Genomic DNA, 17,139 nt, shown 5'->3' on the forward strand with positions numbered 1-17,139 from the left:
ATGCAGCACGCTCCCCTGCTCATCGTCGACGACGAGCCGCAAAACCTGGCGGCCTTGCGCCAGGTGCTGGCGCCCCATTACCCGCTGGTGTTCGCCCGCAACGGCGTCGAGGCGCTGGCCGCCGCCGACAAACATCATCCGGCGCTGATCCTGCTCGACATCGAAATGCCGGACATGGACGGCTACGCCGTCTGCCGCCGCATCAAGAGCGACAGACAGATAGGCGCCACCCCCGTCATCTTCGTCACCTCGCTGTCCGAAGCCGGCAACGAGGCCGCCGGCTTCGAGGCCGGCGCGGTCGATTACATCGTCAAGCCGATCTCGGCGCCCATCGTGCAGGCCCGGGTGCGCACCCATCTGTCGCTGGTGCAGGCGACCCAGTTGGAGAAAAGCCACCGCGACGCCATCTACATGCTGGGCCAGGCCGGCCACTTCAACGACACCGACACCGGCGTGCACATCTGGCGGATGGCGGCCTACGCCGCCGAACTGGCGGCGGCCTGCGGCTGGGAGGCCGACGCCTGCCACCAGCTGGAGCTGGCGGCGCCGATGCACGACACCGGCAAGCTGGGCATACCGGACGCCATTCTGCGCAAACCCGGCCAGCTGACGCCCGAGGAATGGGAAATCATGAAGACCCATCCGCGCATCGGTCACATCCTGATCCGCAGCGAGGCGCCGGTGTTCCGGCTGGCGGCGGAAGTGGCGCTGCGCCACCACGAGAAATGGGACGGCAGCGGTTATCCGGACGGTTTGAAGGCGCTGGCCATTCCGGAATCGGCGCGCATCGTCGCGCTGGCCGACGTGTTCGACGCGCTGACGATGCGACGGCCATACAAGGAGGCCTGGTCGCTGGAAATGGCGCTGGACGCGCTGCAAAAAGGCTGCGGCACGCATTTCGAGCCGCGGCTGGTGGAGATGTTCCAGTCCATCCTGCCGCATATCCTGGAAATCAAGGACAGCTGGGACGAGCGCGCGCGTTACGCCGACAGCAGCGAGCTGATGATGTTCTAGCTGAGTGGACGACGCGCGCCGGCCTGAACGGCGCGGCCGACGCCGCTACACCGCCTCGACGTTGTTGTGCACCTCGCTGTCGCGCAGCACCACCTGCGCCCACACCACCGCGTCCAGGTAGTACTGGTTGGTCAGGTCGAGGTCGAAGTCCAGCACCTTGGCCAAGGCCTCGATGCGGACGTTGTCGCCGTGCTCGCAGGCCAGCGCCAGCGACAGATAGGGCGCGAAAATGCCTTTCTGCTCCACCACCGCCTCGCGCACCGTCAGCGGCAGCTCCAGCGGGTCCAGCACGTCCGGAAACGGAATGTTCAGCAACACGTCCAGCAAGGAGAACATGCCGGTCAGGAACAGGTGCTCGGCTTCCAGCTTGTTGCCGCGGTAGCCGCCGAGCTTCTCCATGAAACGGGCGCGGATCAGCGACTTCTCCAGCAGCGCGACCGCGGTGCCGTCGTCCTTGCGCGAGGTGAACAGCAGCATCGATAGCCACTTGAACAGCGTCTCACGCCCGAGCAGCAGCAATGTCTCCTCTATCGTCTGCACCTTGCGCGACAGGCCGTGTATCGGCGAATTGATGAAACGCAGCAGCTTGAACAGCAGCACGGAGTCCAGCTTGAACTGCGCTTCCACTTCCTTGGGATCGGCATTGGCGCGCAACAGCCGCATGATCTGCAGCACCCGGGTCTGGCTGGTGTCGACCTTGCCGCCCTCCAGCGCGTGCGCGGTCAGCACGAAGGGGCCGTGGAACAAGGCGAAGCGGTTGCTGCCCGGCGCGCGCAGGCAGACGTCCAGATCCTCGGCGGTGCCGACATTGCGCGCCATCCATCGCGCGCCCGGATAACGCTTCGGCAGCTGGTCCAGTATCGGCGCCAGCACCCGGGTCGACGGACCGGCGAAATCCAGCACCATGAAATCGACGCGGCTGAACAGATCGGCCTGCAGCGCCGGACTCAGCACGCCCTGGTCGTACGAGGCCGGCTCCAGCGCGAAGCGCAGCCCGAGCTTCTGCAATTCGTCCAGCTGCGCCAGCATCTGCTCGGTCACCACCAGGTCCGGCACCACTTCCAGCACGAAGATGACGCTGCCGGCCGGCATGCCGCGCAACAAGGGCTCGTCCAGCGAGGTCATCGAAATGTGGACGAAGGCGCGGCGGAAGGCCAGCAGGCGGAAGATGTCCATGTTCTGCAGCGTGGACAGCAGCAGGCGGTCGAACTCCTGCTGCTTGTCGGCGACATTGCGCTTGCCCAGCCGGACGAAGAAATCGTAGGCCACCACCCGCTGCTGGCGGTCCATCACCGGCTGGTGCGACACGAAACCCAGCGTGGCCGGCAGATCGGCCGGCGCCTCGTCATCCGGCAACGGCATGACCGTGTCCGCTTCCTGGCGGACCGGAGGCAGCGCCTCCTCGTCCGCTTCGGGGTTCTTTTTCCGGCGTCCAGCCAAGCCATCGATCAGACTTTTCAGCATGATGCCATCCTATGTGAACCGGCCCGGCCCCGCGGCCACTGTCTGTTAAATTCTAGCCGATGCGTCCGGCAATTCTCGGAGTTTCCACCTTGACGTCGCCGCATTGGGCGCGGTGGCGCAAGGCGTGGTCCATCAACACCAGCGCCAGCATCGCCTCGGCGATCGGCGTCGCGCGGATGCCGACGCAGGGGTCGTGGCGGCCGTGGGTTTCCATCGTCACCGCCTCCCCCCGCTTGTTGATCGAGCGGCGCGGCTGGGCGATCGACGACGTCGGCTTGATCGCGATCGACACGTCGATCTGCTGGCCGGTGGAGATGCCGCCGAGCACGCCGCCGGCGTGGTTGCTGGCGAAGCCCTGCGGCGTCAGCTCGTCGCCGTGCTCGCTGCCCTTCTGGGCCACGCAGCCGAAGCCCGCGCCTATCTCCACGCCCTTGACCGCGTTGATGCTCATCATCGCGTAGGCGATGTCGGCGTCCAGCCGGTCGAACACCGGCTCGCCCCAGCCGACCGGCACATTGTCGGCCACGACACGCAGCCTGGCGCCTATCGAGTCCAGGCTCTTGCGTATGCTGTCCATATAGTCCTCCAGCCGCGGCACGATGTCGGGATCGGCGCTGAAGAAGGGATTGGCGCCGACATGTTCCCAGCTCTTGAACGGGATTTGCACCTCGCCGATCTGGGTCATGTGGCCGCGGATCACGATGCCATGGCGCTCGTTCAGCCATTTCTTGGCGATGGCGCCGGCGGCGACGCGCACGGCGGTCTCGCGCGCCGACGAGCGGCCGCCGCCGCGCGGATCGCGCACCCCGTATTTGTGCCAGTAGCAGTAATCGGCATGGCCCGGACGGAAGGTGTCGGCGATATTGCCGTAGTCCTTGCTGCGCTGGTCGGTGTTGCGGATCAGCAGCGCGATCGGCGTGCCGGTGGTCTTGCCCTCGTAGACGCCGGACAGGATTTCCACGGTGTCCGGTTCGCGGCGCTGGGTGACGTGGCGGCTGGTGCCAGGCTTACGCCGGTCCAGCTCGGCCTGGATGTCCGCCTCGCCAATCGTCAGCCCCGGCGGGCAGCCGTCGACGACGCAGCCTATCGCCGGACCGTGGCTTTCGCCGAAGGAAGTTACCGTGAACAAGCGACCCATGCTATTGCCAGACATCTGCTATTCCCCTGTTGCGTATCGCCATCGATTCTAGCACGGCGGACCGCGGCTCCGGCGATGGCCCCGGGCATTGAATCCCGGCGCGTTCGCTGGCATTCTTTTTGCATAAGCGGCGACATCCTTCCATCACGGAAGACCCTCCATCCTGAACAGGAGTCCGCATGAACGCATCGACACCCGGCCTCGCGCGCAAGCTCGGCGGCTGGCAGTTATGGGGCATCGCCGTCGGCTTGGTGATTTCCGGCGAATACTTCGGCTGGAGCTACGGCTGGGCCGCCGCCGGCACGCTGGGCTTTCTCTGCGCGACGCTGTTCGTCGCCGCGATGTACACCGCCTTCATCTTCAGCTTCACCGAGCTGACCACCGCCATCCCGCACGCCGGCGGCCCGTTCGCCTACGCCCGCCGCGCCTTCGGTCCGCTGGGCGGCTTCATCGCCGGTTTCGCCACGCTGTGCGAGTTCGTGTTCGCGCCGCCGGCGATCGCGCTGGCGATAGGCGCCTACCTGAATGTGCAGGTCCCGTCGCTGGCGCCGAAATGGACCGCCTGCGGCGCCTACCTGGTCTTCATGGCGCTGAACATCGCCGGCGTCGGCATCGCGGCGATGTTCGAGCTGGCCGTGACGCTGCTGGCCATCTTCGAACTGCTGGTGTTCATGGGCGTGGTGGCGCCGGGTTTCAGCTGGGCGCACTTCCTGCACCACGGCTGGGCGGGGCGGGACGATTTCCACTGGGGCGCGGTCGGCGGCATGTTCGCCTCGGTGCCGTTCGCGATCTGGTTCTTCCTGGCGATAGAGGGCGCGGCGATGGCGGCCGAGGAGGCCAAGGACCCGGCCCGGACGATTCCGCGCGCCTACATCGCCGGCATCCTGACGCTGGTGGCGCTGGCCTTCGGCGTGATGGTGATGGCCGGCGGCGCCGGCGACTGGAGCCGGCTGGCCAATATCAACGATCCGCTGCCGCAGGCGATGAAACTGATCGTCGGCGAGCACAGCGGCTGGCTGCACATGCTGGTGTGGCTGGGCCTATTCGGCCTGGTCGCCTCCTTCCACGGCATCATCATGGGCTACTCACGGCAGATCTTCGCGCTGGCCCGCGCCGGCTACCTGCCGCGCGCGCTGGCCGCCGTCCATCCGCGCTTCAAGACGCCGCACCGCGCGATACTGGCGGGCGGCGTCGTCGGCATCGCCGCCATCTTCAGCGACGATCTGGTGCAGATCGCCGGCCAGCCGCTGACCGCCAACATCGTCACGCTGTCGGTGTTCGGCGCCATCGTCATGTACATCGTGTCGATGCTGGCGCTGTTCCGGCTGCGCGGCCGCGAGCCGGCGCTGCCCCGGCCGTTCTGCGCGCCCTGTTATCCGTGGCTGCCCGCGCTGGCGCTGGGTTGTTCGCTGATCTGTCTCGCCGCCATGGTCTATTACAACCGGCTGCTGGCCGGGGTGTTCGCCGCGATGCTGACCGCCGGCTATCTGTACTTTCTCGCCACCGCCGGCCAGCGCGCGGCGGCCGCCGCCGACGCGCAATTGCTGGGCGCGACCGAATCCCCGGCCGCAGCCGGCTCCGCCGCGAGGAGCCTGACATGAGCCACGCCATCTCGATAGGCGCGCGCCGCTACCGCTTCGCCGACCTGAAGACGCTGCTGGCGCGCGCGAGCCCGTTGCGCTCCGGCGACCAGCTGGCCGGGATCGCCGCCGCCAGCGCCGAGGAGCGGGTAGCGGCGCAGATGTGCCTGGCCGACCTGCCGCTGAGCGTCTTTCTCGACCAGGCGGTGATTCCTTACGAGGACGACGAGATCACCCGGCTGATCATAGACAGCCACGACGCGGCCGCCTTCGCCGCCGTGTCCCAGCTGACGGTCGGCGGCCTGCGCGACTGGCTGCTGTCCGACGCCGCCACGCCGGAATCGCTGGCCGCGCTGGCGCCCGGCTTGACGCCGGAGATGGTGGCGGCCGTCTCCAAGCTGATGCGCAACCAGGATCTGATCCTGGCGGCAAAGAAATGCCGCGTCGTCACCGCCTTTCGCAACACCCAGGGCTTGCCGGGCCGGATGGGCGTGCGGCTGCAGCCCAACCATCCGACCGACGACGCGCGCGCCATCGCCGCGGCGATGCTGGACGGCCTGCTGTACGGCGCCGGCGACGCGGTGATAGGCGTCAATCCGGCCGGAGACAGCCCGGACGACATCCGCGGCCTGCTGACGCTGATCGACGAGGTGCGCCAGCGCTACGCGATACCGACCCAAAGCTGTGTGCTGACCCATGTGACCAGCACGCTGGAGCTGATCCGCCAGGGCGCGCCGGTGGACCTGGTGTTCCAGTCCATCGCCGGCAGCGAAAAGGCCAACGCCAGCTTCGGCGTCAGCCTGTCGCTGCTGGACGAGGCCCATCAGGCGGCGCGGGAACTGAGGCGCGGCGCCGTCGGCGACAATGTGATGTATTTCGAGACCGGCCAGGGCAGCGCGCTGTCGGCCGGCGCCCACTGGGGCGTGGACCAGCAGACCTGCGAGGCCCGCGCCTACGCGGTGGCGCGGCGCTACTCGCCGCTGCTGGTCAACACCGTGGTCGGCTTCATCGGCCCGGAGTACCTGTACAACGGCAAGCAGATCATCCGCGCCGGGCTGGAGGACCATTTCTGCGGCAAGCTCTTGGGCCTGCCGATGGGTTGCGACATCTGCTACACCAATCACGCCGAGGCCGACCAGGACGATATGGACGCGCTGTTGACGCTGCTGGGCGCCGCCGGCGTGCACTTCATCATCGGCGTGCCCGGCGCCGACGACATCATGCTGGGCTACCAGAGCACATCGTTCCACGACGCGCTCTACCTGAGGAATGTGCTGGGCCTGAAGCGCGCGCCGGAATTCGAGGACTGGCTGGAGGCGATGGAAATCACCCGCGGCGGCAGGCTGCTGCCGCAGGACAGACGGCAGCGGCTGCTGTCGCTGATGGAGGGCGTCGCATGAGCGATCACGCGATCACCGAGGACGGCTGGAGCGAACTGTCGCGGCTGACCGCCGCCCGCATCGCGCTGGGCCGCGCCGGCAACAGCCTGCCCTGCCGCGAGACGCTGCGCTTCGCGCTGGCGCATGCGCAGGCGCGCGATGCCGTGCATACGCCGCTGGACGCCGCCGCGCTGGCCGCCGAGCTGGAGGCCGACGGCCTGCGGACGGTGGAAATCCACAGCGCGGCGGGCAGCCGCGCCGAATACCTGCAGCGGCCGGATCTGGGCCGCAGGCTGGACGAGGCCAGCCGCGAGCGGCTGCTGGCGGAATCCGGCAAGGGCTGCGATCTGCTGATCATCGTCGCCGACGGTCTGTCCTCGCGCGCCGCCGCGCAGCACGCGGCGCCGCTGCTGCGCGAGCTGGCGCCGCGGCTGCGGGAGATGGGGCTGACGGTCGGTCCGGTGCTGATCGCCCGCGAGGCGCGGGTGGCGCTGGGGGACGAGGCCGGAGAGGCGCTGCAAGCGAAGATGACGGCGATGCTGATCGGCGAGCGGCCCGGTCTCAGCTCGCCGGACAGCCTGGGCCTGTACCTGACCGCGTCTCCGCGCGTCGGCCGCAGCGACGCCGAGCGCAACTGCGTGTCCAATGTGCGGCCGGACGGCCTGCCCTATCCACTGGCCGCGTTCAAGCTGGCCTGGCTGATGGCCGCCGCGCGGCGCCAGCCGACCGGCGTCGGCCTGAAAGACGGCAGCGTCGCCGATCCGCGCTGGGCCGCGCTGCTGGCCGGCCAGGCCGCGCTGGCCGCTCAGGCGAACTCCCGGCGATAGGCGCACGGCGTCATCGCGCAGCGCTGCTTGAACACGCGGTGGAAGTAGTTGACGTCGGCATAGCCGCAGCGGGCCGCCACCGCGCTCAGCGGCAGCTGTCCCTGGCGCAGCAGCGCCTTGGCCAGGTCCAGCCGCCGCTGCGCCAGGAACGCGCAGAAACCCTGGCCCAGATGCAGGCGGAACAGCCGGGACAGCTGGGTCGACGAGATGCCGAAGCGCAGCGCCACGTCCTCGCGCGTCAGCGGCGCGTACAGGTGCTCGCCGATGTACAGGCAGATGGCGCGAAAGCGGTTGCCGCCCTGCTGCCACTGGCTGTCGCGCGCCTCGTCGTACAGCGTCTGCAGCAAGGCCAGCAGCGCCTGGCCCTGCAAGCGCATCACTTCCGGATCGGCGCCGTCGCGGCACAGGCCGGCCAGCACGTCCAGCATGCCGTTCAGGCAGCCGCGTTGCGCCAGCACCATGCTTTCCTTGTGGGTGCTGATCACGCCCTGCGGGCCCGAACGCACCAGGCTGAACCCTATCCGGGCGTAATCGAACAGGATGTGCAGCACCTCGCCGTTGGCGCACCAATTGGGCAGCGTCCAGTGCTCGGCCGGGATGAACAGCGCCTCCTGCGCCGACAGGCAGGCATTCTCGCAACCCTCGTGGCTGTAGTGGTAGCGATTGGACAGGACCAGCTCCAGCCGCGGAAAATGCACCTGGTAGGCGCCGGCCGGCACATGCTTGCCGGCCGGGGCGTGGCACAGCCGCGCCAGCGCGGACGGCCAGCTCAGGCGGAAGGACGGGAGCGACGCCATGTCTTCTATCCGGTCTCGGTCTGGACTGTCGCCCACCTTATCACTTGCCGGCCAGCGGACAAAACGCGCGGTAGGCCAGCGCCAGCCGTCCGGCCTCCGCCTCGCACTGCAGCCCGGGCTGCAGCAGGGCGCTCTGCCCCTGCTCCAGCGCCAGCTCGCCGTCGCGGTGGCGCAGCCTCAGGCTGCCGTCCACCACCAGCAACACCTCCGGCCCCTCGCAGCGCCAGGTCTCGCGCTCGCCGCCGCCCAGCAGCAACTGGTCCAGGGCGAAGTAATCGCCGCCGCAACGCGGATACGCCGCCAGGCCGCAACCGGCCGGCGCCGCCAGCACGGCCGGGCGCACCGGCGCGTCGTCCATCACCTCCAGCAGCGCCTCCACGTCGACCGGCTTGTCGGTCAGACCGGCGCGCAGCACATTGTCGGAATTGGCCATCAATTCGATATTGCGGCCGTGCAGATAAGCGTGCGGCAACCGCGCCGGCTGGCAGATGGCCTCGCCCGGACGCAGGCCGACCAGATTCAGCAGATAGCAGGCGAACACGCCCCGGTCGCCGGCTCGGGTATCGGCCAGCCGCCGCGTCCAGTGGTCCGGATCGTCCGGCCCGACGTCGCCGGCCAGCGCCAGCCTTTCCCACAACGGCCGCAGCAACGCCGCCATCTGCGCTTGCGGCAGCCTCAGCAGATAACGGTACAACGCCGCGCCCCCTTCCCGCTCCAGCCGGACCCGCAGCGAGCCCCATTCGGGCTGCCGCCTCAGCAAGGCGTCGATTTCGCCGTCCGGCCTCAGGCCATGCAGCAGCCAGAACGGCGACAGCGCCACCATCATCTCCGGTTTGGGATACGGGTCTCGATAGTGGCGCCGGTCGTCGTCTGCGGCCAGGCCGGCGGCGTTGTCGCGGGCGAAGCCCGCCCGCGCCTGCGCCTCGTCCGGATGCACCTGGACGGACAACGGCGCGTCCAGCACCTTCATCAGAAAGGGCAGCCGCTTGCCGTGACGGCGGCTGACCGCCTCGCCGAGAAAGGCGGCCGGCTGGCGGGCGATCGCGTAATGCAGCGGCTGCGGCCCCTGCGGCGTCGCGATCACCGACGGCGCGTCCTCGTGCGCGCCCAGCCACCACTCGGCGAAACGCCGTTCCTCGGCATTGTCCAGGCCCAGCATGCGGGGGATGAAGCGGCGCCCGCCCCAGGCGTAGTGCTGGGCCAGGCCGTACAGCGGGAAGGCGCTCATGCCTCGCGCTCCAGCCGCTCCCGCAGCAAGATCAGCAGGCGCTCGGGATCGCGCTCGGCGCGCAGCGCCCGGCGGAAGTCCTCGCGCATCACCAGCCTGGCCAGCCGCGAAAAGAATTTCAAGTGCGCCGAGCCGGCGTCGGCGGCGTTGAAGGCCAGCAACAGCACCATGTCCACCGGCTGCCCGTCGCTGGCGCCCCAGTCCACCGGTTCGGCCAGCCGGGCCACGCACAGGGTCGGGTGCAGCACATGGCCGGACTTGGCGTGCGGGATCGCGAAACCATGGCCGAGGCCGGTGGAATAGGCCTGCTCGCGCAGCCACAGGTCCTCCTCCATCCCGTAGCGGTCGTCGCAGCGCTCCAGCAGCCACAGCCGGTCCACCATGCCCTTGATGACCGCCGCCTTGCTGCGCCAGGCGGCCGCGGGCATCAGGCAGTCGGCGGTCAGCATCGGCAGCGCCGGCCGGACGGCGTCGCCGTCCACCAGCGCCCTCACCTCGACGCCGTCGACGCATTGCAGCGCCCTCGCCAGCAGCGCCCGGCAACGGCCGGCGTCCAGCTCACGCAGCCGGCGCCGGCACGGCTGCAGCGACGGCGCGCTCATGCTCAATTCGTCGAAACCGATGCCCAGCAGCAGCGGCAGCGCTTGCGGCGCGGCGGCGGCCTCGCCGCACAGGCCTATCCAGCGCCCGTGGCGGTGTATCGTGGCCACCGCCTGGCTCAGCGCCGCCAGAAAGGCCGGATGCAGGCTGTCGTACAGCTGCCCCACCCGCTCGTTGTCGCGGTCCGCGGCGAACAGATACTGCGTCAGATCATTGCTGCCGACGCTGAAGAAATCGACTTCGCGGCAGAAGGCGTCCAGCTGGAACAGCACCGACGGCACTTCCAGCATGATGCCCATCGGCACGGCCTCGGCCACGCCCAGCGCGTCCCGCTCCTCGTCCAGCACCCGTCGCGCCCAGCGCGCCTCGCCCAAGGTGGCGACCATCGGAATCATCAGCTTGACCGGCCCCAGCTCGCTGGCGCGCAAAACGGCCCTGAGCTGGGCGCGGAACGCCGCCTGCTGGTCCGGATACATCCGGATCGCGCGGTAGCCGAGGAAGGGATTGGCCTCCGGCGGCGCCGGCAGGCAGCGCGCCGGCTTGTCGCCGCCGATGTCGAAGCTGCGGATGATCACCGGCCGGCCGGCGGCCAGCCTCACCACCTCGGCGTAGCACTGGAATTGCGCGTCCTCGCTCGGCGGCGCATCCGCGTCCATGAATAACGCCTCGGTGCGGAACAGCCCCACGCCGTCGGCGCCCTGGGCGAAGCCCAGCTGCGCCTCGGCGGCGGAGGCGATATTGACGGCCAGCTCCAGCCGCTGGCCATCGGCGCTGGTCGATGTCCCGCCGCTGGCTTGAGCCAGCCGCAGCCGCTTCGAAGCCAGCAGCGCCTCCTCCTCCCGGTAATAGTCGAGCACCGCCGCGTCCGGGTCCTGGAACAACGCGCCCAGGCCCGCGTCCAGCACCGCGGTCCTGCCGACGCCGCCGGCGATGGCGGTCCGGGGCACGCCGGTCAGCACCGGCAGCGAGAACGCCCGCGCCAGGATGACGGTGTGCGAGCTCGCGCCGCCGCGCGCCAGCAGCAGGCCCCGCACCCGGCCGCGGTCCAGCGCCAGTAACTCGCCGGGCGCCAGTTCCTCGGCCCACAGCAGCGCCGCAGCCGGCCATTCTGCCTCGGCCGGCGCCTCTTCCGGCAGCAGCATGCCCAGCAGACGCCGGCCGACGTCGCGGATGTCGATCTCCCGCTCGCGCAGATATTCGCTGGCCGACCCGGCCAGCTGCGCGCGGTAATGGGCGACCGCCGCCGCCACCGCCCGCGCGGCGCCGCCCCCCGCCGCCACCACGGCCTCCAGCCGGGCGCGGAAGTCGGGATCGCGGACGATGGCCAGGTGGGCGCGCGACACCGAGGCCGCCTCGCCGCGCAACCGTTCGGCCTCTCGCTGCAGACGCTCGGCCAGCGCCTGGCAGGCGGCCTCCAGCGCCTCGCGCTCGAGATCCGGCTCGCCGGACAGCGGCAGCCGCTCCGGTTCCGGCATCGAAAAACCCTGGTGCACGCGCAATTCGCCTATCGCCACACCCTGGCCGGCCGGTTGGCCGAAACAAGGCAACGGCGACAGCTCAGCCAGGCCGCGCGGCAAGGCCCGGCAGGCCGCCGGCTCGGCTGCCAGCGGCGCGTCGCAATGCGGCAGCGTCTGCCTCAGGAAACGGCCCAGCTCGATGGCCACCAGCTCCGACGCCTCGCCGGCGATTTCGATGTCGACGACATCGTTGAACAGGATGTCCCCGCCTATCAGGCTGAGCACGCTCTTGGCGTCGGCCAGCTGGCCGTTGCGCTGGTTGCGCCAGCGTATGGCTGCGCCGAAACCGGCGCAGAATTCGGCTATCCGGCTGGCCGGACGGGCATGGATGCCGTTGGGCAGCGGACAGATCAAGGTGAGGCTGTGCGACATTGGGCGACCTTCCTTATGCGCCGGGCCGATCGGACCCGACCGGGTTCACAGCAGCGCGAAAACCGCATTGGCGTCTTTCAGCACCTTCTGGATCGGCACCCGCACCACGCGCTTGTCCTCGAAGCGCTCCTCCCCCTCGATGGCGATGTCCACCGCCAGCAGCACCACGTCGGCCGCCTGTATGTCGCGGCGCGACAGCTCGTTCTCTATGCCTATCGCGCCCTGGGTTTCCACCTTGATGTCGTGGCCCAGCTGGCGGCCCAGGCTCTCCAGTTTCTCGGCGGCCATATAGGTGTGGGCGATGCCGGTCGGGCAGGCGGTGATGGCGACGACTTTCATGATCGTTTCCTTGCGTGGGAGTCAAATGGAGGCGGGAGACTCGGCCGGCGCGCCGGCCCTGGCCTTCAGCAGATTGATGGTGACGGCGACCAGCAGCACACCGGCGACGATGGCCAGGCCGAACATCAGCCGGTTGTCCACCACCGGCAGCACGATGGGGCCGCCGTGCGGCGCGTGGTCGCCGACGCCGCCCAGCATCGCGATCATCCCGCCCAGCGCCGAACCGGCGACGATGGTCGGTATCACCCGCAGCGGATCGGCGGCGGCGAACGGGATGGCGCCCTCGGTGATGCCTATCATGCCCATGCCCAAAGCGGCGGAACCGGCCTCGCGCTCCTGCTCGCTCCACAGCGACTTTCGCAGCTTGGTGGCCAGGCCCAGGCCCAGCGGCGGGATGCAAACGGCGGCCGCCACCGCGCCCATCACCTGGTATTGCCCCTCGGCTATCATGCTGGCGCCGAAGAAGAAGGCCACCTTGTTGACCGGGCCGCCCATGTCGAAAGCCACCATCGCGCCCAAGAGCGCGCCCAGCGCCATCGCGTTGGCGCCGCCCATGGCCTTGAGCCAGGTGCCCATCGCCACCATCAGATTGGCGATGGGCACGCCCAGCACCTCGAACATCAGCGCGCCTATCGCCAGCGACGACAGTATCGGAATGATCAGGATGGGCATCAGCGGCCTCAATGGCTTGGCCACCGGCATCTTCTTCAGCCGCTCCACCAGCCAGCCGGCCAGCAGGCCGGCGATCAAGGCGCCGAGAAAGCCGGCGTTGACGGTATGGGCGATCTGGCCGCCGACCATGCCGGCGACCAGCGCCGGCTTACCGGAGCGAGCGTAGGCGATATAGCCGGCCAGCACCGGCAGCAGCAGCGCGAAAGCGCTGCCGCCTATGTCCAGAATCAGTTTGAGCAGCGGGGAATGGCTGAAGTCCGGACCATGGACGGTCATCGGCGCCAGCGAGATCGCCAGCGCGATCAGAATGCCGCCGCTGGCGATGAAGGGGATCACGTGCGATACCCCGGTGAGCAGATACTGCTTCCATTGTTCCAGTCGGGCCTGCATTTCTCTCTCCATCCTGTTGCCGGATGGAGAAAGGCTACCGCAGGCCGCGGGGCGCGATATAGTGGCGAGATCGGGCCGGACTGGACTTTTTTGACATCAGCGGCGCGCCGGCCGGCGGCCGGCTACCAGGGCAGGCTGCCGCCCTGTCGGCGATACCAGCCGGTGACGGACAGCCGCCGCTGTCTGGCCGGCAGCACCTCGTGCCAGAAACGGTCGGCCAGGAACAGCACCAGCGTGCCGGCCTCGGGCTCGACGTCGACGAAACGCTCGCAAGCGTCGTCCAGGTACAGGCGGATCTGGCCGCCGCCGTCGGCCGGCCAGTTTTCATTCAGATAGAACACCGTGGTCAGCGCGCGGGCGTCGTCGTCGCGGAAGCGGTCCAGGTGCTTCTTGTAGAACGCGCCTTCCGGGTAGACGGCGAAATGCGACTCCAGCTCGGTCAGGCCCAGGTACAGGCCTCGATTCACCGCCTGCATGACTTCGGCCATCGCCGCGTTGTAGTCGCGCACCGCCGGCAGTTCGGCCACCTGGTCCAGCCACAGCACCGAGTCGGAGCGGATCTCGGCGCGACGCGCCTGGCCGCCGGCGCGGCCGGTGGCCGCCTCGTGGAAGCGCCCCTCGTCCCAGACCTGCAGGCAGGCTTCGCGCAGATTGGCGACCAGCTCCGCCGGCAAGGCGCGGGGAATGACGATCCAGCCCTGGTCGGCCAGGGTGTCGAGTACGGCGTCGAGTTCGAATTGCAGCGCGGTCATGTCTGTCTTGCTCAAAAAACGGGCTGACGCTTTCTACCACAAGCCGCCCCCGCTGGCGAATGTCAAAGATCAACCCTTTGGCGACGAAGCGCCGGACGACGCGGACGGCGCCATTGAAAAAGGGGCCGAGCGATGCCCGGGCCCCCGTTCGAAAAACGGCGCCCTATGCTTCCGGCGGCGTGCCTTCGGCGTTGGCCACCACGGCGTCGATCTGAATCATCGCGCCGCGAGGCAGCGCGGCGACGCCCACCGTCCTGCGCGCGGGCACGCCGTCCGGGAAGAATGCCGCATACACCCCGTCCACCGCGTCGATATCGGCGATGTTTTTAAGAAAAACATTCACCTTGACCACATCGCTCATCACATGACCGATGCTTTCGACGATGGCCTTGAGATTGCTCAGGCACTGCCCGGCCTGCTCTTTGACGCCGCCGGCGACCACCGCGCCAGTTATGGGATTCAAAGGCAACTGAGCGGAAATGTGATTGTAATGGGAGAACGCCACCGTTTGCGTGGAAAGCGCGCATCGAGGCGCAGCCGAGGTATTGTGCGCTTTTATCACAATCCCATGCCTGTCCTCGACGGCCTGCGGCGGCGTGCCGTCTCCATGCGATGCCACCGCTTCAATCTGGACCAGCGCATCCATCGGCAGCGCCGACACTTCCACAACGGTGCGCGCCGGAGCATAGGCGACGGCGCGGGCGATGGCCGAATCGGGAAAGAACGCGCGGCACGCTTCGTTCACCGATTCGATATCCGACAGGTTTTTCAGGAAAATATTGATTTTGACGATATCGTCGAACGGAACGGCGATGTTTTCCAAAATCGCCTTGATGTTCTGCAAGCATTGAGCCGCCTGCTCCTTCGCGCCGCCGGCCACCAGCTTCCCGGACTGAGGATCAATCGGCAACTGCGCCGAGAGATTGTTGTAGTGGGAAAAGGCCACCGATTGCGTGGACAGCGGACTGGTCGGCGCCCGATTGGTATCGCTGGCGATCTTGATCAGGTCCCCGGCTTGAGGCGCGTCGGGAATGGTGCCCTCGCCATTGGAAACCAGCGCTTCGACTTGCACCAGCGCATCCAGGGGCAAGGCTGCTACGGCGGCTACCGTCAGCGTCGGAACATAATCGTGGAAGAAGCTTGAATAGACCCGGTTGACGACATCGATATCCGCGATGTTTTGCAGAAAAATAGTGATCCTGACCACATCGTCCATTACATGTCCAATGCTTTCGACGATGGCCTTGATGTTTTTAAAACACTGCTCGGCCTGCTCCTTCGCGCCGCCGGCGACCAGCGTGCCAGTCATCGGATCCACCGGCAACTGGGCGGACAGATTATTGTAATGAGAGAAAGCGACGGTCTGGGAATATGGCCCGATTCCCTTGGGCGCGTTTTCCGTATTTCTTGCCAACACCGTATTGAAGCGACTCATGATGATCATTACCTGTTCAGTTTGAATTTAGCCCGCAGCATCGCCATATCTATATCGCCTCGCCAATCGACAGTGCCATGGCTCTATCAATTCGGCAGGTATCGCGTCCGAGCGGATGCAGAAAACTCGAGATCGACAACACAAGCCTCATCAGAGCTGGCTTAGCGAAGCGCCGGAAGCAACGCAATCACAATTTCGGATTTTATCGATTCCCTACCTGGGGCTGTCAATACAGTTTCCAGGCAAAAGAAACGCCAGCCAAAAATTCAAACTGAGTAAAACAAGGCCATTATTGGCCGTACTTATTCATCATGTCCCATATTTGAATAAAACAGCGCTTTAACTCCTGTCGCGTTTATCGGAAATTATCGTTTACCTTATCGGTTCGCGGTCGGAATACATTCAAAACCAAACATATTTAAAACAGACAAGACTTGATAATGATCAACATCAATCAAATACAGCAGGCGCCAATATTAATCCGCCAATTCGGCTAAAAAAGCAGAAAGCGTCAAAATCGCTTCCCGGCCATTTTCTCGCACGCTTCGCCAGCAGGCATTTCCACTATCGACACCGATTTTGATGAAGCATGCCGCGCGGGGATTTTCACCGAACGCCTGGCATCCGCAGCGACGGAGGGGGCCGCGGCCGGAGAAGACCGGGCCGATGGCCGGCCCGCCCCTGCCGGCCGAACAGGCTCAATAATTCTCCGCCACCTGGTCGTAGCGTCCGGCCAGCCAGTCCAGGGCCAGCGGGAAGTGGTCGCGCGGCGCGTCCGGATGGGTCAGCAGCGACACATGGTTGTAGTCGTGCAGATTGCCGGCGCGCTTCGCCAGCAGATGCAGCCGCGACACATGCGGACCGGACTCGTCGCGGAAACGGCGAACGTCGTCCGGATGGCCGCGGCAGGGGTCGGCGGCGGCGGCGAAATACAGTATCGGCGGCAGATGGCCGCCCCGCGCGGCGGCGGCGTAATCGAAACCGTCGTCGCTGTCCACCCAGGGCCTAGGCTGCGCCCACAATTTGCTCTGCAGATGGCTCTTGTCGCTCTCGTCGTCGGCGCCCAGGCCGATGCGCCGCGCCGGCAGATAACCGCAGGCCTTGATCAAGCAGCGCGCGGCGATGCTCCACAGGAAATCGACCTCGATCCACTTGTTCAGATTGCGCACCCGGACGCTGCGCTTGGAACCGAAATACACCGCGTTGGCCACCTGGGCGGCGATAGACGGAAAGCGCGCCAGACAGCTCGTCATGTGCACGCCGCCCCAGGAGTGCGCGATCCAGCGCACGCGCCTGCCGCCGCCGTGCTCGCGGACGAAGGCATGCAGCGCCGGCAGGTCCTCGCAGATGGTCTCGGTCTGGCCGTGACGCGAGCGCGGGCCGGTCTTCGGCGTGCTGCGGCCTCGGCCGCGCAGATCGGCGACGTAGACATCGTAGCCTGCGTCGGCCAGATAATGGGCCAGGCCCTTGCCCGACTCGGTATAGAAGGTACGGCCGTTGGCCATCACGCCGTGCACCATCAGCACCGGCTCGCCGCCGACTCGGCCGCAAATGCGTTTCAGGTACAGGCGCTCGCCGTCGCCGACCGGCACCCACAAATCCTGCTGCAGTTTCTCCATGGTCTCCTCGCTCGGT

Annotated in this window: 14 protein-coding genes; 4 read left to right on the forward strand and 10 right to left on the reverse strand. The window is 67.5% G+C overall.

All coding sequences use genetic code 11. The features are described 5' to 3' along the window. Entirely contained in the window at positions 1-1,014 is a 1,014-nt protein-coding gene (locus CXB49_RS16215) for a two-component system response regulator (RefSeq protein ID WP_101709362.1), read from the forward strand. 45 nt (positions 1,015-1,059) lie between these two features. Here CXB49_RS16215 and CXB49_RS16220 read toward each other — a convergent pair whose 3' ends face one another. Both CXB49_RS16220 and aroC read right to left on the reverse strand, forming a co-directional pair. After that, positions 1,060-2,478: an EAL and HDOD domain-containing protein gene (locus CXB49_RS16220; protein ID WP_101709363.1), complete on the reverse strand. Its 1,419-nt coding sequence runs from the start codon at positions 2,476-2,478 to the stop codon at positions 1,060-1,062. 52 nt (positions 2,479-2,530) lie between these two features. Beyond that, positions 2,531-3,631: a chorismate synthase gene (gene aroC, locus CXB49_RS16225; protein WP_101709364.1), complete on the reverse strand. Its 1,101-nt coding sequence runs from the start codon at positions 3,629-3,631 to the stop codon at positions 2,531-2,533. Between the two features lie 164 nt (positions 3,632-3,795). Between aroC and eat the strand changes: the two genes are divergently transcribed. The 3 genes from eat to eutC are packed head-to-tail and all read left to right on the forward strand — an operon-like array spanning position 3,796 to position 7,402. Next, positions 3,796-5,217 carry an ethanolamine permease gene (gene eat, locus CXB49_RS16230; protein ID WP_101709365.1) on the forward strand — a complete coding sequence of 474 codons (1,422 nt, stop codon included), beginning with the start codon at positions 3,796-3,798 and terminating at the stop codon, positions 5,215-5,217. Further along, complete coding sequence (locus CXB49_RS16235; protein ID WP_101709366.1) at positions 5,214-6,596, forward strand: ethanolamine ammonia-lyase subunit EutB; 1,383 nt, start codon at positions 5,214-5,216, stop codon at positions 6,594-6,596. The genes eat and CXB49_RS16235 overlap by 4 nt, the downstream gene beginning before the upstream one ends. Beyond that, the gene (gene eutC / locus CXB49_RS16240; protein WP_101709367.1) at positions 6,593-7,402 is read left to right on the forward strand and encodes an ethanolamine ammonia-lyase subunit EutC; all 810 of its coding nucleotides are present in this window, start codon (positions 6,593-6,595) and stop codon (positions 7,400-7,402) included. The genes CXB49_RS16235 and eutC overlap by 4 nt, the downstream gene beginning before the upstream one ends. On the opposite strand, the gene CXB49_RS16245 is transcribed toward eutC, so the two are convergent. From CXB49_RS16245 to CXB49_RS16280, 8 genes are all read right to left on the reverse strand, one after another. Further along, complete coding sequence (locus CXB49_RS16245) at positions 7,381-8,199, reverse strand: AraC family transcriptional regulator (protein ID WP_101709368.1); 819 nt, start codon at positions 8,197-8,199, stop codon at positions 7,381-7,383. The two genes, eutC and CXB49_RS16245, sit on opposite strands and share 22 nt — an antisense overlap. A 40-nt stretch (positions 8,200-8,239) precedes the next feature. Further along, positions 8,240-9,427: a mannose-6-phosphate isomerase, class I gene (gene manA, locus CXB49_RS16250; protein WP_101709369.1), complete on the reverse strand. Its 1,188-nt coding sequence runs from the start codon at positions 9,425-9,427 to the stop codon at positions 8,240-8,242. Then, positions 9,424-11,916, reverse strand: coding sequence for a phosphoenolpyruvate--protein phosphotransferase (gene ptsP / locus CXB49_RS16255; RefSeq protein WP_101709370.1), 2,493 nt, complete (start codon positions 11,914-11,916; stop codon positions 9,424-9,426). Before ptsP ends, manA begins: the two co-directional genes overlap by 4 nt. A gap of 45 nt (positions 11,917-11,961) precedes the next feature. After that, the gene (locus CXB49_RS16260; RefSeq protein WP_101709371.1) at positions 11,962-12,255 is read right to left on the reverse strand and encodes a PTS fructose transporter subunit IIB; all 294 of its coding nucleotides are present in this window, start codon (positions 12,253-12,255) and stop codon (positions 11,962-11,964) included. A 21-nt stretch (positions 12,256-12,276) separates the two neighbouring features. Next, positions 12,277-13,317 carry a PTS fructose transporter subunit IIC gene (locus CXB49_RS16265; protein ID WP_101709372.1) on the reverse strand — a complete coding sequence of 347 codons (1,041 nt, stop codon included), beginning with the start codon at positions 13,315-13,317 and terminating at the stop codon, positions 12,277-12,279. A gap of 122 nt (positions 13,318-13,439) precedes the next feature. Continuing rightward, positions 13,440-14,069 carry a 2OG-Fe(II) oxygenase gene (locus CXB49_RS16270; RefSeq protein WP_101709373.1) on the reverse strand — a complete coding sequence of 210 codons (630 nt, stop codon included), beginning with the start codon at positions 14,067-14,069 and terminating at the stop codon, positions 13,440-13,442. Positions 14,070-14,232: 163 nt separating this feature from the next. Further along, entirely contained in the window at positions 14,233-15,504 is a 1,272-nt protein-coding gene (locus CXB49_RS16275; protein WP_101710736.1) for a RidA family protein, read from the reverse strand. Between the two features lie 698 nt (positions 15,505-16,202). Then, positions 16,203-17,123 carry an alpha/beta hydrolase gene (locus CXB49_RS16280; RefSeq protein ID WP_101709374.1) on the reverse strand — a complete coding sequence of 307 codons (921 nt, stop codon included), beginning with the start codon at positions 17,121-17,123 and terminating at the stop codon, positions 16,203-16,205. Positions 17,124-17,139 lie beyond the last annotated feature (16 nt).

Source organism: Chromobacterium sp. ATCC 53434 (assembly GCF_002848345.1).
Taxonomy (GTDB): Bacteria; Pseudomonadota; Gammaproteobacteria; order Burkholderiales; family Chromobacteriaceae; genus Chromobacterium.

What these genes read in the sequence shown, in the direction of transcription:
- CXB49_RS16260 (WP_101709371.1), bottom strand. Translation starts at nt 12,255, where the DNA reads ATGAAAGTCGTCGCCATCACCGCCTGCCCGACCGGCATCGCCCACACC.
- CXB49_RS16245 (WP_101709368.1), bottom strand. Translation starts at nt 8,199, where the DNA reads ATGGCGTCGCTCCCGTCCTTCCGCCTGAGCTGGCCGTCCGCGCTGGCG.
- eutC (WP_101709367.1), top strand. Translation starts at nt 6,593, where the DNA reads ATGAGCGATCACGCGATCACCGAGGACGGCTGGAGCGAACTGTCGCGG.
- CXB49_RS16235 (WP_101709366.1), top strand. Translation starts at nt 5,214, where the DNA reads ATGAGCCACGCCATCTCGATAGGCGCGCGCCGCTACCGCTTCGCCGAC.
- manA (WP_101709369.1), bottom strand. Translation starts at nt 9,427, where the DNA reads ATGAGCGCCTTCCCGCTGTACGGCCTGGCCCAGCACTACGCCTGGGGC.
- CXB49_RS16265 (WP_101709372.1), bottom strand. Translation starts at nt 13,317, where the DNA reads ATGCAGGCCCGACTGGAACAATGGAAGCAGTATCTGCTCACCGGGGTA.
- ptsP (WP_101709370.1), bottom strand. Translation starts at nt 11,916, where the DNA reads ATGTCGCACAGCCTCACCTTGATCTGTCCGCTGCCCAACGGCATCCAT.
- CXB49_RS16215 (WP_101709362.1), top strand. Translation starts at nt 1, where the DNA reads ATGCAGCACGCTCCCCTGCTCATCGTCGACGACGAGCCGCAAAACCTG.
- CXB49_RS16280 (WP_101709374.1), bottom strand. Translation starts at nt 17,123, where the DNA reads ATGGAGAAACTGCAGCAGGATTTGTGGGTGCCGGTCGGCGACGGCGAG.
- eat (WP_101709365.1), top strand. Translation starts at nt 3,796, where the DNA reads ATGAACGCATCGACACCCGGCCTCGCGCGCAAGCTCGGCGGCTGGCAG.
- CXB49_RS16220 (WP_101709363.1), bottom strand. Translation starts at nt 2,478, where the DNA reads ATGCTGAAAAGTCTGATCGATGGCTTGGCTGGACGCCGGAAAAAGAAC.
- aroC (WP_101709364.1), bottom strand. Translation starts at nt 3,631, where the DNA reads ATGTCTGGCAATAGCATGGGTCGCTTGTTCACGGTAACTTCCTTCGGC.
- CXB49_RS16270 (WP_101709373.1), bottom strand. Translation starts at nt 14,069, where the DNA reads ATGACCGCGCTGCAATTCGAACTCGACGCCGTACTCGACACCCTGGCC.
- CXB49_RS16275 (WP_101710736.1), bottom strand. Translation starts at nt 15,504, where the DNA reads ATGAGTCGCTTCAATACGGTGTTGGCAAGAAATACGGAAAACGCGCCC.